Raw genomic sequence first — 19,694 nt, forward strand, 5'->3', positions numbered from 1 at the left:
GGTGACGGGATGCACGTCGCGCCGCACTAGAAGCGCATCGTCGCGACGAGCTCCGCCGAGCGCGACGGGCCGAGCAGCCATTGCTCGCCGCCGTTCGACGTCGTCACCGCGTACGTGCGGTTCGCGAGATTGCGCAGATACAGCGCGAGCTCGGTGCGCGACGTCGGCTGCCAGCGCAGCGACGCATCGAATACCGTGTACGACGGCACCTGCAGGCGGTTCGCATCGTCGCCGTAGGTCGCGCCGACGTAGCGCACGCCCGCATTCGCCTGCCAGCGCTCGGCGAATGCCCAGCCGAGCCACAGGTTCGCGGTCTGCTGCGGCACGTTGGACGGCACGTTGCCGGCCCGCGATACCGTCGCGCCGCCGGCAGCCTGGTTGAATTCGTCGTAGCGAGCGCGCAGCAGCGCGACGTTCGCATCGATCGTCCAGCCGTGCGGCAGCCGCGCACCGCCCGTCAGCTCGACGCCGCGTGACGATTGCCGGCCGACCTGCCGGCGCAGCGCCGGATTGAACGGATCGGTACTGAGCAGGTTGCGCTTCGTGATGTCGTACACGGCGAAGGTCCAGTACGCGCGGCCGTCGAGCAGCGTCTGCTTGAGCCCGGTTTCCCACTGCTCGCCGGTCGCGAGCCGGTAGTTCGCCTGCGACGCGGACAGCGTCACGAGCGAGCCGAGCCCCTCCGCACCCGTCGTGTACTGCGCGTACGCGCTAAAAGTCGGTGTGACTTCGAACACGAAGCCGGTGCGCCAGCCGACGTTCGCGAAGCGCTTGTCGAAGCCCGCGCCGGTCGCCGCCTGCTCGCGGCTGAATGCGATGTGGTCGTAGCGCAAGCCGCTCACCCACGCGAGCCGCGGCAGCACTTCGAGCCGGTTCTCCGCGAACACCGCGGCCTGCCTTGCGCGCGTGCCGAACTGCGGCACCGTCGGGTCGGGGCTCGTGAATGTACCGGGATCGAAGCCGTGCGCGGGCACCGTCGATTCGCCGCCGTATGGCGAGTTGTTGGTACCGCTGAACGTGATCTGGCTGAACTCCGTGCCGACGACGAAGCGGTTCGCACGGCCGAACAGCGTGCCGTCGAAGCGCGCGCTCAGCCGGTCGCCGATCTGCCGCTCGTGATGGCCGATGTCGAGATAGTCGCTGCGCGTGACCAGGCCCGTCGCCCGGTCGAGCGCGTACGACTCCGCATTGCGCCAGTGGCGGTTCGACGTCAGGTAGTAGAGCTGGTTGTCGATCGTCACGCCGGCCGCGGGCCGGTAGCTCGCCGACAGGCGCGTCCACTGGTCGTAATACGCGATCGTCGCGTCGCCGACGTTGTAGTTGAGCTTGCGCAGCGACGGATCGAGCACGCCGTTCGGTGCCGGCACGCCGTAGTACGTGGCCGGCATCTGGCGGCCGTAGTCGTAGTCGAGCGTCAGCGTGAGCTGCGGGCTCACGTCGAATTTCAATGCGCCGCCGATAGCCGTCGTGTGCGTATCGGCCCGTTCGGCGAGGCCGTTCGCGCGCGCATCGCTTGCGTAGAAACGGTATGACGCCTGCGGGCCGAGTGCGCCCGTCGTATCGAACGCAAGGCGCTTCGCGCCGTCGGGGCCGACACCTGCCTGCAGCGTCGTCTCGCGCGTGCGCTGCGGCCGCCTCGGCACCACGTTCACGACGCCGCCGATCGCGCCTTCGCCGTACAGCACCGACGCGGGGCCGCGCAGCACCTCGATGCGCTCGACCGACCACGTATCGAACGGAAACGTGATCGTGCCGGCCGCCGGCATCAGCCGCACGCCGTCGAGCAGCGTCGTCACCGATTCCTGCCCGCTGAAACCGCGCACGCTCAAGGCGGTGCCACCGTTGCCCGGCGCCATCGCACTCGAAAAGCCGGCCGTGCGCGTGACCGCGTCGAGCACCGTGCGATCGCCGCGGGCCTCGATCGTGGCGGCCGTGACGGTTTCGACGCTCGCGGGTGTATCGAGGCTGGCCAGCCCGAGCCGCGAGCCCGTTTCGAGCGGCTGCGTCAGCGGATCCACCGGCGCGGATGACGCCGTGACCTTGATGGCCGGCAGCGCGTGCCGGTCGTCCGTCACGGGTACCGCGGCTTCGGCGGCCAGCGCGCCGGACGTGGCCATCGCGCAGCCGAGCAGCGCCGTGCAGCTGCGCGCCGCGCGTGCGCGCCAGGCGCCCGAGTTCCGGCGCGGCGCGGCATGGTGCCGCTCCCCGCGCGCCGGATGGTTTCCGGATTTCGTCACGTCGTATCGATCTTGGTTGGATGTCATCGCCGTGCGTCGGCGACGAAAACCTCAGATGATACAATATATCAACTTGATTCGTCAGGAATTCGTCAGCTTTCCGCCGCCGTACCGGCCTGCAATCAGCGGCCGATTTCCTTCCATTTGCGCGCGAGCCCGAGGCGTTCGAAACGCTCGATCGGGAACTCGGTGAAGACGCGGATCTTCGCCGGCCGGTGACGGCGGCTCTGGTACACGATGTTGACGGTGAGCACCGGCACCAGCTTCCCCGCGACGATGTCGTCATGGACGATGTAGAGCGGCTGGATCAGGATGCCGAGCGCGCGGCGACGCACTCTACGGCGCGTGGCTGTGCGGGATGGTACTCGGCAATGTCGGCATGGCGCTGCATCACAAGCTCTGTCACACGCTCGGCGGCAGCTTCAATCTGCCGCACGCGCCGACCCACACGGTCGTGCTGCCGCATGCGCTCGCGTACAACGCGGCGCATGCGCCGGACGCGATGCAGCGGATCGCCCGCGCGATCGGGACGAACGACGCCGCGCGCGGCGTCTACGCGCTGGCGCTCGACAACGGTGCGCCGGTCTCGTTGAAGGCGATCGGCATGCAGGAGGCCGATCTCGATCGCGCAGCCGATATCGCGGCGGCCAATCCTTACTGGAACCCGCGCCCGATCGAACGGGACGGCCTGCGCGCGCTGCTGCAGGATGCCTTCGACTGCAACCTGCCGGGCTCGAGCGCACGCTGAGCCGCACACACGGCAAACCAACGAATGAGCCCGTCAAGGAGGCATCCCGCATGAAACCGGAATCGAGCGCGCACACGATCTACAACCACGCGTCCGAGCGCACCGCGTTCGTGTGCGACTGGTTCGTCGAGCGGCTGGCGCGGGGCGTGACGACATGCGGCGGCGGAACGGCTACACGGTAGCCGCCGCCCCGCTCAGCCGCCGATCTTGAACGTCGGCAATTGCTGCCCGAGCCGCGCGCCCATTTCCGCGCCGAGCGCCTGCAGCGCGTTGAACGGCCGGATCATGACCTCGAACTCGACAATCAGCCCGTCGTCGTCGAAGCGGATCATGTCGATCCCTTTCAACGCCTTGCTGTCGACGGCTGCGCTGAACTCAAGCACGACGCCCTTGCCGTCGTCGGTGACGAACTGGCGGTGATACGTGAAATCCTGGAGGATCGTGATCACCGTGCGCAGCGCCAGCAACAGCGCGGGCGCCGGCCCGTACGGCTTGAACGCCATCGGCGAACGAAACACGGCGTCCGGGTGGACGATCGACTCCAGCGCGCCAAAGTCCTTGCTCGCAACCATCACGTGCCACGCATCGAGCGACTTCGCGACAGCGGGATGAACCTGCGTCGGTGCATTCATCTTCGTAGACTCCTGAAACATCGAACGGAAAGGAAACGAATCGGCCTCAAAGCGTCGCGGCCAGCGTCGTGCCCTGGTGAATCGCGCGCTTCGCATCGAGCTCGGCGGCTTCGCACGCGCCGCCTATCACGTGAACCTTGCATCCGGCCGCCTCCAGTTGCACGGCCAGCTCGCGCAACGGCTCCTGCCCCGCGCAGATGATCACGTTGTCCACCGGCAGCGTCTGTTCGACGCCGTCGATCGTCACGTGGAATCCTTCGTCATCGATGCGCCGGTACGTCACCGCCGACGACATCCCGACGCCGCGCGCCTTCAGCCCCGTGCGGTGAATCCAGCCGGTGGTCTTGCCGAGCCCGTCGCCGACTTTCGACGCCTTGCGCTGCAGCAAATGGACGTGGCGCGCAGCCGGTTCGGGGCGGGCACGGCCGACACCGCCGGCATTCGCATACGCCCGGTCGACACCCCACTCGGCGAAGAACCGGTCCGCGGCGACGTGCTCGCCGTCGCCGCGATGCACGAGATATTCCGCGACGTCGAAACCGATGCCGCCGGCACCGACGATCGCCACGTTGCGGCCCACGGCCTTGCCGTCGCGCAGCACGTCGAGATAGCCGAGCGCCTTCGGATGCCCGATGCCGTCGATCGGCGGCGTGCGCGGCACGATGCCCGTCGCGATCACCACTTCGTCGAATTCGCCCTGCAGCAGCATCTCGGCGGTCGCACGCGTATTGACGTGCAGCGTCACGCCGCGCAGCTCGATCTGCCGGCGGAAATAGCGCAGCGTCTCGTTGAACTCTTCCTTGCCGGGCACTTTCTTCGCGAGATTGAACTGGCCGCCGATCTCGGCAGCGGCTTCGTACAGCGTCACCGCATGACCGCGTTCGGCCGCCGTGACCGCGAAGCCGAGGCCTGCGGGCCCCGCGCCAACCACCGCGATGCGCTTGCGCTGCTGCGCGGGGCGGATCACGAGCTCGGTCTCATGGCAGGCGCGCGGATTCACGAGACAGGACGTGATCCTGCCGCTGAACGTATGGTCGAGGCACGCTTGGTTGCAGCCGATGCATGTGTTGATTTCGTCCGCGCGCCCTTCCCGCGCCTTGCGCACGAACTCGGCATCGGCGAGGAACGGCCGTGCCATCGACACCATGTCGCAATAGCCGTCGGCGAGCAGCTGCTCGGCCACTTCCGGCGTGTTGATCCGGTTGGTCGCGACGAGCGGGATCCCGACCTTGCCCATCAGCTGCCGCGTCACCCACGCGTACGCGGCGCGCGGCACCTTGGTCGCGATGGTCGGAATGCGTGCCTCGTGCCAGCCGATGCCGGTATTGATGATCGTCGCGCCGGCTGCCTCGATCGCCTGCGCGAGGCGGATCACTTCGTCCAGCGTCGAGCCGCCTTTGACGAGATCGAGCATCGACAGCCGGTAGATGACGATGAAGTGCGTGCCGACGCGCTCGCGCACGCGCCGCACGATCTCGACCGCGAAGCGGATGCGGTTCTCGTACGCGCCGCCCCACGCGTCGTCGCGATGGTTCGTGCGCGCGGCGATGAATTCGTTGATCAGGTAACCTTCGGACCCCATGATCTCGACGCCGTCGTAGCCCGCATGCTGCGCGAGCGCCGCGCAGCGCACGAAATCGGCAATCGTCTCGTCGACTTCGTCGCTGCTCAACGCATGCGGCGTGAACGGGTTGATCGGCGCCTTCAGTGCGCTGGGCGCCGCCAGCGCCGGGTGATACGCGTAGCGTCCGAAATGCAGGATCTGCAGCGCGATCTTGCCGCCTTCCGCCTGCACAGCGCGCGTCACGGCGCGATGGCGTTCGGCTTCCGCCTCGGTCGTCAGCAGCGCGCCGCCGGGCGCCGGACGGCCGCGCTCGTTCGGCGCGAATCCGCCCGTGACGATCAGGCCGGCCTCGCCTCGCGCGCGCTCCGCGTAGAACGCCGCCATCCGTTCGAAGCCGTTCGGTGCTTCCTCGAGGCCGACGTGCATCGACCCCATCAACACGCGGTTCCTGAGCGACGTGAAGCCCAGGTCGAGCGGCGTCGTCAAATGCGGATAGCGGGATGTCATCGGTGTCTCCATTTTTATGCAACAAGTTGCACAAATGGTAGTTCACCGATCCCGTTTATGCAACATGTTGCATAAACAGAGTCATTGGCTTGTACTGTGGCCCCGATATGGCAAGATGCGATTCATTCGCGCCCTCCTCCGATCCGACATGTCCCTGCCTCACGCACTCCTCACCGCGCTTGCCGAACGCCCCGGTTCGGGGTCCGAACTCGCCGACCGCTTCGATCGCTCGATCGGCTATTTCTGGCAAGCGACGCATCAGCAGATCTATCGCGAACTGGGGCGCCTCGAGGAAACCGGCTGGATCGAATCGCTGCCCGCCGAATCGGGGCGTGGCCGCAAGCGCGCGTACCGGATCCTGCCGGCCGGCAAGAAGGAACTGCGCCGCTGGATCGCCGAACAGGAAGATCCGACGCCGCTGCGCGAAGCGTTGATGGTGCGCCTGCGCGCCGAGGCGGTGCTCGGCCCGTCCGGCCTTGAGGACGAAATCAGGCGGCGCATCGCGCTTCACCAGGAAAAGCTCGACCTGTATTTGAAGATCGAGGCGCGCGATTTTGCGGAAGGTGCCGACTCGCGCGCGAAACGCCTGCAGCACCTGGTGCTGCAGGCCGGCATCGCGAACGAGCGGTTCTGGGTGGAGTTTTCGCAGGATGCGCTCGACACGCTGCGTCTGCCGAAGGATTGACGCGCTGACGAGGCGCGCGCAGTGTTCATCTCGCCGCGCGGCAAACCGGATCATGCGTCCGGAAAAATGACCACCTTGCCCTTCACCTGCCGGTTCGCCATCCGAGCGATCGCGTCGGCCGCGCCGGCCAGCGACACGCGCTCGGTGATCGCCGGCCGCACCTTCCCGGCCGCGAACCATTCGGCGAGCAGCCGCATGTTCGCGGCATGCTGCGCCGGGTCGCGGCGCACCGCGTCGCCCCAGAACACGCCGAGAATGTCGCGCTCCTTGAGCAGCGCGAGGTTCAGCGCGATCTTCGGAATCTCGCCGGCCGCGAAACCGACCACGAGGAACCGGCCGCGCCACGCCGTTGCGCGCAGCGCCGCCTCGCTGTATGCGCCGCCCACCGGATCGTAGACGACATCGGCACCGCGCCCGCCGGTCAGCTCGTCCACGCGGCGGCGCAGGTCGTCGGTCGCATAGTCGATCGTCTCGTCGGCGCCCGCCTCGCGGCACAGTGCGAGCTTGTTCGCGCTCGACGCGGCCGCGATCACGCGCGCGCCGAGCGCCTTCGCGATCTCGATCGCGGCAATCCCGACTCCGCCCGCCGCACCCAGCACGAGCAGCGTCTCGCCCGCCTGCAGCCGTGCACGCTGCTGCAATGCGTGCAGCGACGTGCCGTAGGCGAGCACGAGCGCCGCGCCCTGCTCGAACGACATCCCCGGCGGCAGCGCGGCGACCTGGTGCACGTCGGCCACGCACTGTTCCGCGAACCCGCCGTGCCCGGTGAACGCGACCACGGAATCGCCCGGCCGCCACGCGGTCACGCCGGCGCCGACCGCGTCGATCACGCCGGCGAATTCGGCGCCCGGCGAGAACGGCAGCGCCGGCTTCACCTGATACAACCCCTGGACGATCAGCGCGTCGGGAAAATTGAGCGACGCGGCCTTCACAAGGATCCGCACCTGGCCGGCGGCCGGTTCGGGAATCGCCACGTCCTCGATGCGCAAACTGTCGATCGGGCCGAATGCGGTACACAACAGGGCTTTCATGCGCTTCTTTCTCCTTGCGCGGCGCGGCCGCGCATCGGTGCGTTGGCGGGATGCCCCCGCCCGGCCGGTTCACGACGAGTACGCGACGGCCGGCGGCGCCGGCACCCGCGATATCATCTGCATTCCGGAATGTCGGTGACGCAACGTTCAGAACCACGCGTCGTGCATGTCGAGCGTCGTCGTGTCGACGCTCGACAGCAGGTCGAGCTGCGCATCCACCTTCGGTAATTCCCAGCGGAAGAAGTACCGGGCTGCCGCACGCTTGCCGTCGTGGAAATCGCCGTCATGCCCGTGCGCGGCGAGCGTCACGTCGAGCCACAGCCACGCGACGACGAGATGGCCGAACGCTTCGAGATAGACGCTCGCATTCGCCAGCCGCTTCTGCTGGTCGCCGATCGCGCCCAACTGCCGCGTGACGTCGCACAGTCGCGCCCAGCGCCGCGCCAATGCATCGGCCTGCTCGCGCGTACCGGCATCCAGCGACCGCGCACGTTCGACCGTCGTGCCGATCCGTGCGTCGAGCGCACGCAGCAGTGCGCCGTCGTCCTGCGCGACCTTGCGGCCCAGCAGGTCGAGCGCCTGGATCCCGTGCGTGCCTTCGTGAATCGGATTCAGGCGATTGTCGCGGTAGAGCCGCTCGACCGCGTAGTCGCGCGTGTAGCCGTAGCCACCGTGCACCTGGATCGCGAGGTCGTTGGCGGCGAGACACCACTGCGACGGCCAGCTCTTCGCGATCGGCGTGAGGATGTCGAGCAGGCGCTCGGCATGCACGCGTACTGCCTCGTCGTCATGCGCGCGTGCTTCGTCGACCAGCTTTGCGCAGTACAGGATCAACGCGAGACCGCCTTCGACATAGGCCTTCTGCGCGAGCAGCATGCGCCGCACGTCCGGATGTTCGACGATCGGCGCCTGCGGCGCGGCCGCATCCTTGCCCGCCGGCCCGAGCGGACGCCCCTGCGGCCGGTTGCGCGCATAGTCGAGCGCGTGCAGATAGCCGGTGTAGCCGAGCGCCACCGCGCCCGCGCCGACACCGATGCGCGCCTCGTTCATCATGTGGAACATGTAGGCGAGACCCTGATTCGGCTTGCCGACCAGATAGCCGATCGCGCCTGCGCGCCCTTCCGGACGATAGCGCGTGCCTTCGCCGAAATTCAGCAGGCAGTTGGTCGTGCCGCGATAGCCCATCTTGTGGTTCAGCCCGGCGAGCACGACATCGTTGTGTTCGCCCTGCACGCTGCCGTCGGCACCCGTCAGGAACTTCGGCACGACGAACAGCGAGATGCCGCGCGTGCCGGGTTGCAGCCGGCCGTGTTCGTCGGGAATCTTCGCGAGGACGAGGTGGACGATGTTCTCCGCCAGCTCGTGCTCGCCGCCGGAAATCCACATCTTGTTGCCGGTCAGCCGGTAGCGCGGGCCGAGCGGCGAGTCGCCGTCGAAATCCGCGCGCGTCGCGATGTCGGACAGCGACGAGCCGGCTTGCGGTTCGGACAGGCACATCGTGCCGAGGAAGCGCCCTTCCAGTTCCGGGCGTGCGAACGCGTCGATCTGCGCGGGGCTGCCGTGCGCGACGAGCAGGTTCGCGTTGGCGACGGTCAGGAACGGATAGGCGGCCGTCGCGATGTTCGCGGCCTGGAAGAACAGGAACGACGCGGCTTCGACCAGCTTCGGCAACCGCATGCCGCCGAGCGCGGCGTCATGGCCTGCGGCGATCAGCCCGGCGTCCGCGAACGCGCGCACGGCCGGTTCGACTTCGGGGATCAGCGTCACGCGCTCGCCGTCGAAATGCGGCTCCTCGCGATCGCCGCGCGCCGCATGCGGCGCGAACAGATCGCCGGCAATCCGCTCGCTGGTGTCGAGCACCGCGTCGAAGGTCTCGCGACTGTGCTCCGCGTAGCGCGGCAGCGCGACGAGCGCTTCCGCGTCGAGCCAGTCATACAGCAGGAACGCGAGATCGCGTCGCGACATCAACAGGCTCATCGTGCTGCCTCCCGGGGTGCCGGCTTTGTCAGCCGAATGAAGGGTTCCGTGACTGCAAGTGCTGGCAGGAATTTAGCACGGTCGTTCGCAAACGACAACGACGGCCGACCTAGTCCGCGTACCCGGGATTGCGTCGATCGAGCCGGCGCAGCAAGCCGGGCCAGACGAGCGCGCCGGCGCCCATCCCGCGCGTGACCGCGGCGATCTGCTGCTTGATGCCGTCGAGAATCGGTTGCGCGATCGGCAGCAGCGCCGAGCCGCCGGCCTGCGCGCGGACCTGGATCATGCAGGCCGCCTCGAAGAAGTACATCGCGACGAACGCGTCGGCCGGCGTCGCGCCGACCGTCAACAGCCCGTGATTGCGCAGCATCAGGTTCGTGTTGCTGCCGAGGTCGTGCACGAGGCGCGCCTTCTCGCCCTCGTTGAGCGCGATACCCTCGTAGTCGTGATACCCGAGCGACGCCAGCACGCCGAGCGACTGCTGCGACAGCGGCAGCAAGCCCGCTTCCTGCGCCGACACGGCGACGCCGTTGATCGAATGCGTGTGCATCACGCACAGCGCGTCGTCGCGGGCCGCATGCACCGCGCTGTGAATCGTGAAGCCGGCCGGGTTGATCTCGTACGGCGATTCGGACACCTTGCGTCCGTCGAGATCGATCTTGACCAGCGACGACGCCGTGATCTCGTCGAACATCATCCCGTACGGGTTGATCAGGAAATGGTGTTCCGGGCCCGGCACGCGCGCCGAGATATGGGTGAACACGAGATCGTCCCAGCCGAACAGCGCCGTAAGACGATAGGCCGCCGCGAGGTTGACTCGCGCCTCCCACTCGGCGGGAGAAACCGCCTGCTTCACACTGACATCGGATGAGGCCACGTCATACTCCTTGTTCAGGGGTTGATGCGGACCGGGCCGCACGATGCGGACCGGCGCGGGAGGATTGTGCGTCAACCCGCCTGCGGCTTCGCCAGCTGATCGGCGACCGGCAGGCTGCGGATGCGCGTGCCGGTCGCTGCGAAGATCGCGTTGGTCAGCGCCGGCGCGACGGGCGGCAGGCCCGGCTCGCCGACGCCGCCGAGCGGCACCGTGAAGTCGTCGGGCGCGACGAGATGCACGCGGATTTCGCGCGGCGCCTCGTTCATTCTCAGCACCTGGAAACCGTTGAAGTTGCTCTGTTCCGGATGACCGTCCTTGAACGTGATCTCGCCGTGCAGCGCGATACCGAGCCCCATCACCACCGCGCCCTCGAGCTGCGAGCGTACACGCTCCGGATTGACCTGCGGCCCGCAGTCGATCGCAATGTCGACGCGCGGCACCGCGATCTTGCCATCCGCGCCGACCTGCACCTCGCATACGGCCGCCGTGTACGACACGAAGCTGCGATGCGCGGCGATCCCGAGCCCGTGCCCCTTTGGCAGCTTGCGCCCCCAGCCGGCTTCGCGCGCGACCGTCTCGACCACGCGCCGCAGCCGTCCCGTATCGACCGGATACAGCGCGGGATCCTCGCCGTAATTCACGTTCTTCACCGTGATGTGCGGCTCGAAACGCCGCGCGGGCCCGATCAGTTCGAGCAGGAAATCCTTCGGGTCGCGGCCGGCCGCGTGCGCGAGCTCCGACACGAAGCTCTGGATGCCGAACGCATGCGGGATGTTGTAGACCGAGCGGAACCAGCCGATCCGCGTATGCCCTTCGGCAGCCGGATTCTCGATCCGCACGTTCGGGATCGAGAACGGCAGGTCCGCGATCCCTTGCGCGAGTTCGCCCGGCTGCTCGTGCACGATGCCCGGCCTGAAGGTCGACTGGATCGACGGCGCGACCGTGCGATGCTGCCACGCGACGACCTTCCCCGATGCATCGATCCCGCCGTCGAACGCTTCGAGCGACACTGCGTGGAAATAGTCGTGCGCGATGTCGTCCTCGCGTGTGAACGTCAGCTTCACGGGCGCGCCGACCGCCTTCGACAGCAGCGCGGCTTCCACCACGTAGTCGGGCTTCGACTTGCGGCCGAATCCGCCGCCGAGCAACGTCACGTTGACCGTCACGCGCTCGGTCGGCAACGCGAGCGCCTTCGCGATCTCGTCGCGCGTGGTCTGCGGCGCCTGCGTGCAGGTCCATACTTCGCAGCGGCCGTCGGCGACGCGCGCGACGGCCGCGGGCGGCTCCATCGTCGCGTGCGCGAGATGCGGAATGTAGTAGGTCGCGCGCACGCGTTTCGCGGCGCCGGCGAGCGCCGCGGCTGCATCGCCGTCGTTGCGGATCACGTCGCCCGGTTGCGTGGCGGCCGCTTCGAGCGTCTTGCGGTACTCGGCCGAATCGTAGCCCGCGTTGGGCCCGTGCTTCCAGTCGATCTTCAGCTGCGCGCGCGCCTGGGTGGCCGTCCACGTGTCGCGCGCGACGACGGCCACGCCGCCGAGCGGCTGGAAGCCGGACGGCAACGGCGCCGACGTGAGCTGCACGACCTTGACGACGCCCGGCAGCTTCTCGGCCGCCGATGCATCGTATGACGCGACCGTGTCGCCGTAGGCCGGCGGTCGTGCGACGACCGCATACAGCATGCCGTCGAGCCGCGTGTCGATCCCGTAGTGCGCGCGGCCGCCGACGATGTCGCGCCCGTCGATCAGCGCGGTCTTGCCCTTGCCGATATAGCGGAATTCGGCCGGCGCCTTCAATGCGAGTGTCGTCGTATCGGGCACCGGCAACGCGGCCGCTTTCGCCGCGAGCTCGCCGAAGCCGAGTTTGCGCCCGCTCTTCGTGTCGATGACCTCATGCACCGTCGCCTTGACCTGACCCACGTCGACGCCCCACGCGGCGGCGGCAGCCTGCTCGAGCATCGTGCGCGCGGCCGCGCCCGCGCGGCGCAATGCGGCGAAACTCTGGCGCAGGCTGCGCGAGCCGTCGGTGTTCTGGTTGCCGTAGCGCGGCTCGTCGCCGACGGCCTGCGCGACCTTCACGCGTGCCCAGTCCGCGCCCAGTTCGTCGGCGACCACGAGCGCGACACTCGTGCGCACGCCCTGCCCCATCTCGGAGCGGATGCAGGTCACGGTCACGGTGCCGTCCGGTGCGATCGCAACGAACAGGTGCGGATCGTCACGCAACCCGTGCGGCATCCCGGCACCGCCGTACTGCGGATTCGCGCTGACAGGCGGCTGCACCGGCGCGGCTGCATGCACGAGCGACGGCACGCCGAATGCGAGCAGCAGCCCGCCGGACGCGAAGCCGAGCAGCAGCGCACGACGGCTTTCGTTGTGGACGGAGAGTTCGGGCGCGCTCATGCGGCACCTCCGCGGCGCACGGCCAGCCGGATCGCCGCGCGAATGCGCGTGTAGGTGCCGCAGCGGCAGATGTTGCCGGACATCGCATCGTCGATGTCGGCGTCGGTGGGACGGGGGTTCGTCTTCAGCAGCGACGCGGCCTGCATGATCTGCCCGGACTGGCAGTAGCCGCATTGCGCGACGTTCAGTTCCTGCCACGCCTGCTGCAGCGGATGGGTCAGGTCGGTCGACAGTCCCTCGATCGTCGTCACGCGCTTACCAGACGCCGCCGCAACGGGCGTGATGCACGACCGGATCGCGACGCCGTCGAGGTGCACGGTACACGCGCCGCACAGCGCCATGCCGCAGCCGAACTTGGTGCCGGTTTGGCCGAGGACGTCGCGCAGATACCAGAGCAACGGCATGTCGGGATTGCCGTCGAAGTGCTGCTCGCTACCGTTGATGGTCAGCGTGATCATCGTTCACCTCATGGTCGAGGCGCCCGCGACGCACCACGGGTGCCGTGTGGGGATTCGAACGGTGCCGGCCCGGCACCGCCTGGTGGACTGCTTCGCCGGAAGAACCGGCGGTCGATGTGTTTACCGGTGCCGCGGACTGCCGAGGGCTGCCGCACGTACGACTCCGCTCGAAGGCGGGCACCCGCGGGTCCCGATTTTGCCCCACGCAAACCGTCACGCCGGCAACGCGATCCTGTCCAGGCTGCCAGAATGGGCGCGCCCGATCGTCGTCACCCGCGCGCGACGTTCGGCCCGAACGGCGTCGACATTGCCCGGGCGGGCGGATTCGTATGGGGATTGGGCCGAGTTCCGACTTTAACCGAAGTGCGACGGTTTTGCGCCGGCGCGCCCGATGCAGCGCTTCGCGCGCGTCGATCGCTTCCGCTATCCGACGAGCATCACCGGGTTGACTGGGAACTGCCGCGTTTTGAACCCGGCGGGAAAATTCGTTCCGGGTCGCACAAATGCAAGGATCCGGCGGGCCTGGCGGCCGGACCGGATCCTTGTGCGACTGCGGCGAACGATACGGAAGACGCTATCGCGTGCTCCCGCTCATGGCGAGCGCAACGCCTGCAGCCCCAGCGTGAGCGCGTTGAACGGCATCTCCGCGGCTCCCAGCGAAAAACTCGTCGTCTTCGTCGTCACGCCCGGCGTGCGCATCAGCGCGTGCACGATCCGCTCGCTCGCGTGACCGTCGCCATACGGATTGCTCGCGCGCGACATTTCCTCGTAGGCGCTCTCGCTGTCGAACAAGCGCGATGCCTCCCAGATGATCCGTTCCTGGTCGGTGCCGACGAGCCGTGCGGTGCCCGCCTGGATCGCTTCGGGCCGCTCGGTCGTCTCGCGCGTGACGAGCACCGGCTTGCCGAGCGCCGGCCCTTCTTCCTGGATGCCGCCCGAATCGGTAATGATGAAGTGCGCGCGGGACATCAGGAATACGAACGACAGGTATTCCTGCGGCTCGATCAGGTAGATGTTCGGCACACCGCCGAGCCGCGCACGCGCCGGTTCACGCACGTTCGGGTTCAGGTGCAGCGGATAGACGAACTGCGCGTCGCGATAGCGGCCCGCGAGCGTACAGAGCGCTTCGCAGAATTGCTTGAACGGTTCGCCGAAACTCTCGCGGCGATGGCCGGTGATCAGCACGACGCGCCGCGACGGCTCGAGAAACGGGAAAAACGCGGCGACCTTGTCCGACAGCGCGGACGTGCGCTCCAGCATGCGCTTGACCTCGTGCAACGCATCGATCACGGTATTGCCGGTCAGCGAGACGCCGCTACCCGGCACGCCCTCGCTGAGCAGGTTGTCACGCGCCTGCCCGGTCGGCGCGAAATGCCACGACGACACCGCGTCGGTCACGCGGCGATTCAGCTCCTCCGGCCACGGCGACCAGATGTCGCCGCTGCGCAGCCCGGCCTCCACGTGCCCGACCGGCAGATAGCGGTAGAACGCCGCGAGGCTGACCGCGAGCGTGGTCGTCGTATCGCCGTGCACCAGCACGACGTCCGGACGCAGGTCGTCGAAGACCATGCCGATCGATTGGAGAATGCCGGTCGTCACGTCGGTCAGCGTCTGGCTTTGCCGCATCAGATTGAGATCGTAGTCGGGCTTGATGTCGAACAGCGTCAGCACCTGGTCGAGCATTTCACGATGCTGCGCGGTCACGCACACCCGGGCGTCGACATCTGCCTGCGCCTTCAGCGCGCGCACCAGCGGTGCCATCTTGATGGCCTCCGGCCGAGTCCCGAACACAAGCAAAATCTTCTTCATCGTGATCCTCGTTTAGCCACTTCGCGCGGATGACCCTGCACGTGGCGCGAAGCATGTATCCAGGCGGCGCTTCCCGTACTCGCACGCGGTCGGCACGCGACGGTGCCGAGGGGCGAGCGCGCCGTCTTGTCCGTGCGGTCCCGGCCGCGCGAATCGTCGTACTACCGGCGTCCTGTTGTACTGATCAGTCACGTCATGAGTCGTTCCTCGCTGTGTCGAGCGTCACGCCTGTCCGTCACGTCGCTTCCACACCAGCAATATTCAAACCAGCCGTACTGCGGCCGGGTCCGGTTCGCGCGACGCGCATCGCACACGCGCGGTGCGTGATGGAATGTTTCACAACTGCTACGGGACGTCTCATCTACGGATAGGTACGACAGCGATAAACAGCCGGCCGACCGCGCGATCCGTCTGACGACGTCGTCCGATGAATCGCGAATGCATGTCGAACACCCATTGCGCATCGAACCGTCTGCATCTTTCGAAAAGCTTTACGTCGTCTCGATTCAGCACTTTTGTCTGTGCAGCGCCCCGGCGTGCACGCGGCCGCCGGCCAAGGTCGCACGCGCACGATTTACCGGACGTGCAGTGTCGCTTGCGTCGCACGAATGGACGCGCGGGAAACGTTGCGAATGTGTAACGCGGATCCGGCGCAGGCAGATACATCGGAGTCCGGTCCATTCTGTACGGGCGACGGCGATCGCCGTTTCGATCTCCGGGGCAACGCGCGCGCGGCGAACAATGCACGACGGTGCCTCTCGCGAAGCCTCCTCGAGCAAGGAGGATGCGACTCGTCAAGCAAACCGCCTGCCGTGCGACGTACGCGGGATGGGCTGCAGACGACCTGGGGCCGACCGGCATGTGCCTATGCTGATGCGTCAGTGAATCAAAACACGTCGCCGCGACCGCGACTATGCGCGCACCTCGCGCCCGGCCCCTTGCTGCACGGGGCATCGTGACTCATGGCTCACGCCTTGCTTAATGTCGGACAGGTGCGTCCCGATGCACTTGCACGGCAGCAGCAGACAGACGGGGACGCCAAAGCAACGAAGCCGGGAGGCGACGCGACGTGTCCGCCGGGGCGAACGACATCCGCCCTCGCGCGACGAACATGCGGCCGCGACCCATCGACATCCGCGCGATCCACGGGCGCCTTCAGCTCTCATCGGTCGTCGTCGCGGACACCGGGGACCAGGACATGAAGAAAACGCGGATGGCGTCGCTCTGCGAGCAAGGCATTCTGCTGCTGATCCTGCTTGCCTTCTCGCTGACCGTGCGCGACACCGCATCGCAGGCGATCGCCGAACCGGCGCGGATCACCCTGCCTGCCGCAAACGTCGCAGTCGCCGTCGAGCGCACGGCCCTCGACAGCGCGCCGTTCGCGATCGCCGTACCGGTGTCGAACGATGCGGACATGTCGATCGAGCCGCCGCCCGCCGGCGCGCCGCGTTCCACGTTCGACCGCGACCTGCTGCTGATGCCCTGCGTCGCGTACCTGTGGCTGTTCATGCTGTTGACGTGCGTCTACGCCGGACGGCATTACGTGTTCAGCCTCGACCGCCTGTTCAAGCCGCAATGCGCGCCCTACCGGACGATCACCCACGGCGAATGGCCGCGGCTCACGGTGTTCGTCGCCGCCCACAACGAAGAAGCCGTCGTCGTCGATTGCCTGATGGCGCTGCTGGCGACGACCTACCCGCGCGACAGGCTGACGATCATTCCGGTCAACGACCGCTCGACCGACAACACCCGCACGCTGATCGACCAGGTTCATGCACTCGCGCCCGACCTCATCCAGCCGTTTCACCGCGAGACCGGCAAGCCGGGCAAGGCGGCCGCGCTGAAGGATGCGCTGCGCTTCATCCGCGGCGACATCATGGTGGTGTTCGACGCCGACTACCTGCCGCGCCCGGGGCTGCTGAAGGAACTCGTCGCACCGTTCTTCGATCCGGAAGTCGGCGCGGTGATGGGCCGCGTCGTGCCGCAGAACGCCGACAGCAACCTGCTCGCGCGGCTGCTCGACCTCGAGCGCGCAGGCGGCTACCAGGTCAACCAGCAAGCCCGCAACAACCTCAACCTGGTGCCGCAGTACGGCGGCACGGTCGGTGGTATCCGCAAGAGCGCGCTCGACGCGGTGGGCGGCTGGCGCGACGACACGCTCGCCGAGGACACCGACATGACCTATCGCCTGCTGCTGAGCGACTGGCGCACGGTCTACCTGAATCACGCCGAATGCTATGAGGAAGTGCCGGAGCGCTGGGCCGTGCGGGCCCGGCAATTGACGCGCTGGGCGAAAGGACACAACCAGACGCTGCTGCGCTATCTGCTCCCGGTGCTGCGCAATCCGCTGATCTCGCGGCGCTGCCGTCTCGACGGCGCGCTGCTGCTCGGCGTGTTCGTGATGCCCGCGCTCCTCGCCGTCGCATGGGGCGCGGCGCTCGCGCTCTACCTGTTCAACGGCGTCAACTCGACCGCGCTCGGCCTGATCGTGTCGCTGTTCGCGCTGTTTTCGTTCAGCACCTTCGGCAACTTCGGCGTGTTCTTCGAGATCGTCGTCGCGGCCCGGCTCGACGGCCGCGCGACGCGGCTGCGGCTCGTGCCGGTCAACGTCGTCGGCTTTTGCGTGACGATCGCGGCCGTCGTCTCCGCGCTATGGGGGCTCACGCTCGACGCCGCATTCCGCCGCGAACTGAAATGGGACAAGACCGAGCGTTTTCGCCGGCAACTGAAACCGGAGCGATGATCGATGACGACCTTCAATGTGATGGTGCCGGTGGCCGGTGTGCTCAGCCTCCCGTTCCTGCCGATGCTGCATGAACTGATCCGGCGCAGCGACGTCGCGGCGCTGCCGATCGGCGACGGTCCGTTCGTCGATCAGGCATTGCTCGCCACGCGATGGCACGACGCGCTGCGGGCGGACGCGGCCGGCGAACCGCCGGCCGATCCGTCCGCCGCACCGCCCTGGCAAACACTCGGGCTGGCCGTACAGCATGCCGACATGATTCACGTTGCACACGACGAGCATCGCGACGACGTGCTCCATGCCGATCGCGAGATCACGCTCGACGGCGGCGCCCGCGCGGCGTATGCGTTCGCCGGCGAACGCATCGACATTCACGCGGGAGCGACGATCGGCGCGCTGGCGCACGCGCCGCAGATCGACGTCGACGGCGCGGTGCTGCGCGGCGTCGTGGTCGGCGGCACGGTGCACCTGCACGGCGCCGGCGGATTCGCGTGCCTGTACGGCGAACCGATCGTCTTCGGCGCTGCGCCGGGCACACGCGCCGCCGACATGCCTGCCGCACCGCGCCGCGCGATCTCGCTCACCCGCCACTTCGCGTCGCTGCCGCATCGCTACCTGCACGGCCGCTACCTGGCGCATTGCGACGTGCGCCTGCCCGCGAACACGGTCGTGCAAGGCAACCTCATCGTCGACGGCACGCTCGTGCTCGGCGAAGGCTGCGTGCTGCGCGGCAGCGTCAAGGCACATCGCGTCGAGCTCGAACGTCACGCATTACTGCACGGCGCCGTGTTTGCGCGCGACGACGTGCTGCTCGCCAATGCGAGCTGCATCGACGGCGTCGTGTCGGCCGGCGGCCTGCTGCGGCTGACCGGTGCGCGCATCGGCGTCGCCGGCCATCCTGTCAGCGCGTGTGCGCGCGATGTCTCGGTCGTCGGTCATGCATGCGTGCATGGCGACCTCGTCGCGTGGCGCAGCGGCTGGTTCCACGCATCCCGTTAAGGAGCGCCCCATGTCCGATCGCCCCTGCCATCGCGGCCCGCGCGTGCCGGTTGCCACCCTCGCGGTGCTGTGCGGCGTCGCCTTTGGTACGCCATCGGTGCTGGCGGCACTGCCGGACGACAGCGCCGCCGCGCCGCCCGTGCAGCCACCCGACGTCCCGACCGTCATCACGCCACGGCCGCGCGACGAATCCACGTTCGTGCGCGTCAGTGCCGACGGCCTGCCGGACGGCGTGTCGCTCGCCGAGTTCACGCCTGACGATACGAACCGACCGCCGCTGCCCGATGCAATCGTCACACATGTCCAGGCACCCCAAGAAAAGCACGCCGAACTGTCGCTCGGCTATTCGAGCGCGCATCTGACACACGGCTACGGCGACTGGTACGGCGTGCATCTACGCGGTGTCTACCAGGATGGCGGACGCACCGTGCTCGGCGAACTCGCGCAACTGCACCGCTTCGGCGAGAACACGCAGCTCGGCTCGCTGACCTACGTGCAGGATATCGGCCCCGACTGGTTCGGCGGAATCGGCTTTGCCGGCACTACGTCGGGGACGATCCTGCCGAGCGCACGCGTCGACCTGTCGATCAATCGCAAGCTATTGCCGGATCGTTCGCTGGTCGTGTCGCTGGGCGCCGGCCACGCATGGAACCGCAGCGGCCATCGCGACCAGCTCTATCACGCCGGCGTGATCTGGTACGCGCTGCCGAAATGGATCTTCGAGGCGGGCACGAACTACACGGTCGATTCGCCCGGATCGGTGAAGGCGCCCGCCTATTACGGCGCCGTCACCTACGGCGAAGTCGGCAAGAGCGTGATCGTGCTGCGCGGGGGGTTCGGCCGCGAGGCCTACCAGGTCACCGGCTCCGGCTCGCAGATCGCGGATTTCCGCAGCCACGAGATCGACGCGAAATGGCGCTACTGGTTCACGCGCAAGTGGGGAACGCAGCTCGAGTTCGACTACTACCACAACCCGTACTACTCACGGATCGGCGGCGAGCTGAGCGTGTTCTATCGCTGGTAGCCGGGCG

General features: G+C 67.8%; 14 protein-coding genes and 2 pseudogenes. 6 read left to right on the forward strand and 10 right to left on the reverse strand.

The genetic code is table 11. From position 1 onward, the window contains the following. Window positions 1–26: 26 nt before the first annotated feature. Together DIE03_RS21660 and DIE03_RS21665 are read right to left on the reverse strand one after the other, a co-directional pair. Complete coding sequence (locus tag DIE03_RS21660) at window positions 27–2,117, reverse strand: TonB-dependent siderophore receptor (RefSeq protein ID WP_124454137.1); 2,091 nt, start codon at window positions 2,115–2,117, stop codon at window positions 27–29. A gap of 242 nt (window positions 2,118–2,359) precedes the next feature. Beyond that, window positions 2,360–2,557: pseudogene (locus DIE03_RS21665) on the reverse strand (LysR family transcriptional regulator); the annotation flags it as partial. Between DIE03_RS21665 and DIE03_RS21670 the strand changes: the two are divergent. Both DIE03_RS21670 and DIE03_RS38810 read left to right on the forward strand, forming a co-directional pair. Beyond that, window positions 2,557–2,985: pseudogene (locus tag DIE03_RS21670) on the forward strand (iron-containing alcohol dehydrogenase); the annotation flags it as partial. The pseudogenes DIE03_RS21665 and DIE03_RS21670 sit on opposite strands and share 1 nt — an antisense overlap. Window positions 2,986–3,035: 50 nt before the next feature. Then, window positions 3,036–3,167 (forward strand): hypothetical protein, encoded by a 132-nt coding sequence (locus DIE03_RS38810; protein WP_260434929.1) that lies wholly within the window; start codon window positions 3,036–3,038, stop codon window positions 3,165–3,167. A 12-nt stretch (window positions 3,168–3,179) separates the two neighbouring features. Here DIE03_RS38810 and DIE03_RS21675 read toward each other — a convergent pair whose 3' ends face one another. Further along, window positions 3,180–3,617 carry a nuclear transport factor 2 family protein gene (locus DIE03_RS21675; protein WP_124453863.1) on the reverse strand — a complete coding sequence of 146 codons (438 nt, stop codon included), beginning with the start codon at window positions 3,615–3,617 and terminating at the stop codon, window positions 3,180–3,182. Window positions 3,618–3,663: 46 nt separating this feature from the next. Then, window positions 3,664–5,688, reverse strand: a complete 2,025-nt coding sequence (locus tag DIE03_RS21680; protein ID WP_124453865.1) for an NADPH-dependent 2,4-dienoyl-CoA reductase — start codon at window positions 5,686–5,688, stop codon at window positions 3,664–3,666. 148 nt (window positions 5,689–5,836) lie between these two features. On the opposite strand from DIE03_RS21680, the gene DIE03_RS21685 reads away from it, so the two are divergent. Further along, window positions 5,837–6,373, forward strand: a complete 537-nt coding sequence (locus tag DIE03_RS21685; protein ID WP_124453868.1) for a PadR family transcriptional regulator — start codon at window positions 5,837–5,839, stop codon at window positions 6,371–6,373. A 50-nt stretch (window positions 6,374–6,423) separates the two neighbouring features. Here DIE03_RS21685 and DIE03_RS21690 read toward each other — a convergent pair whose 3' ends face one another. From DIE03_RS21690 to wecB, 6 genes are all read right to left on the reverse strand, one after another. Continuing rightward, entirely contained in the window at window positions 6,424–7,404 is a 981-nt protein-coding gene (locus tag DIE03_RS21690; RefSeq protein ID WP_124453870.1) for an NADPH:quinone oxidoreductase family protein, read from the reverse strand. Window positions 7,405–7,551: 147 nt separating this feature from the next. Next, window positions 7,552–9,381 carry an acyl-CoA dehydrogenase gene (locus DIE03_RS21695; RefSeq protein WP_124453872.1) on the reverse strand — a complete coding sequence of 610 codons (1,830 nt, stop codon included), beginning with the start codon at window positions 9,379–9,381 and terminating at the stop codon, window positions 7,552–7,554. Window positions 9,382–9,490: 109 nt separating this feature from the next. Continuing rightward, the gene (locus DIE03_RS21700) at window positions 9,491–10,258 is read right to left on the reverse strand and encodes a class II aldolase/adducin family protein (RefSeq protein ID WP_124453874.1); all 768 of its coding nucleotides are present in this window, start codon (window positions 10,256–10,258) and stop codon (window positions 9,491–9,493) included. Window positions 10,259–10,329: 71 nt separating this feature from the next. Then, a complete protein-coding gene (locus DIE03_RS21705; protein WP_124453876.1) occupies window positions 10,330–12,654 on the reverse strand; it encodes a xanthine dehydrogenase family protein molybdopterin-binding subunit in 2,325 nt (774 codons plus the stop codon). After that, a complete protein-coding gene (locus DIE03_RS21710) occupies window positions 12,651–13,112 on the reverse strand; it encodes a (2Fe-2S)-binding protein (RefSeq protein WP_124453878.1) in 462 nt (153 codons plus the stop codon). The genes DIE03_RS21705 and DIE03_RS21710 overlap by 4 nt, the downstream gene beginning before the upstream one ends. A gap of 591 nt (window positions 13,113–13,703) precedes the next feature. Next, a complete protein-coding gene (gene wecB, locus DIE03_RS21715; RefSeq protein ID WP_124453880.1) occupies window positions 13,704–14,921 on the reverse strand; it encodes a non-hydrolyzing UDP-N-acetylglucosamine 2-epimerase in 1,218 nt (405 codons plus the stop codon). Between the two features lie 1,198 nt (window positions 14,922–16,119). Here wecB and DIE03_RS21720 point away from each other — a divergent pair. From DIE03_RS21720 to DIE03_RS21730, 3 genes are read left to right on the forward strand one after another with little or no spacing between them, the layout of a single operon-like run. After that, entirely contained in the window at window positions 16,120–17,664 is a 1,545-nt protein-coding gene (locus DIE03_RS21720) for a glycosyltransferase family 2 protein (protein ID WP_124454140.1), read from the forward strand. A 3-nt stretch (window positions 17,665–17,667) separates the two neighbouring features. Then, window positions 17,668–18,663 (forward strand): polymer-forming cytoskeletal protein, encoded by a 996-nt coding sequence (locus DIE03_RS21725; protein ID WP_124453882.1) that lies wholly within the window; start codon window positions 17,668–17,670, stop codon window positions 18,661–18,663. A gap of 10 nt (window positions 18,664–18,673) precedes the next feature. Beyond that, window positions 18,674–19,687: a YaiO family outer membrane beta-barrel protein gene (locus tag DIE03_RS21730; protein ID WP_124453884.1), complete on the forward strand. Its 1,014-nt coding sequence runs from the start codon at window positions 18,674–18,676 to the stop codon at window positions 19,685–19,687. The last annotated feature ends 7 nt before the right edge of the window (window positions 19,688–19,694 follow it).

Origin of the sequence: Burkholderia sp. Bp8992, from assembly GCF_003853705.1 — a bacterium.
Classification (GTDB): Bacteria; Pseudomonadota; Gammaproteobacteria; order Burkholderiales; family Burkholderiaceae; genus Burkholderia.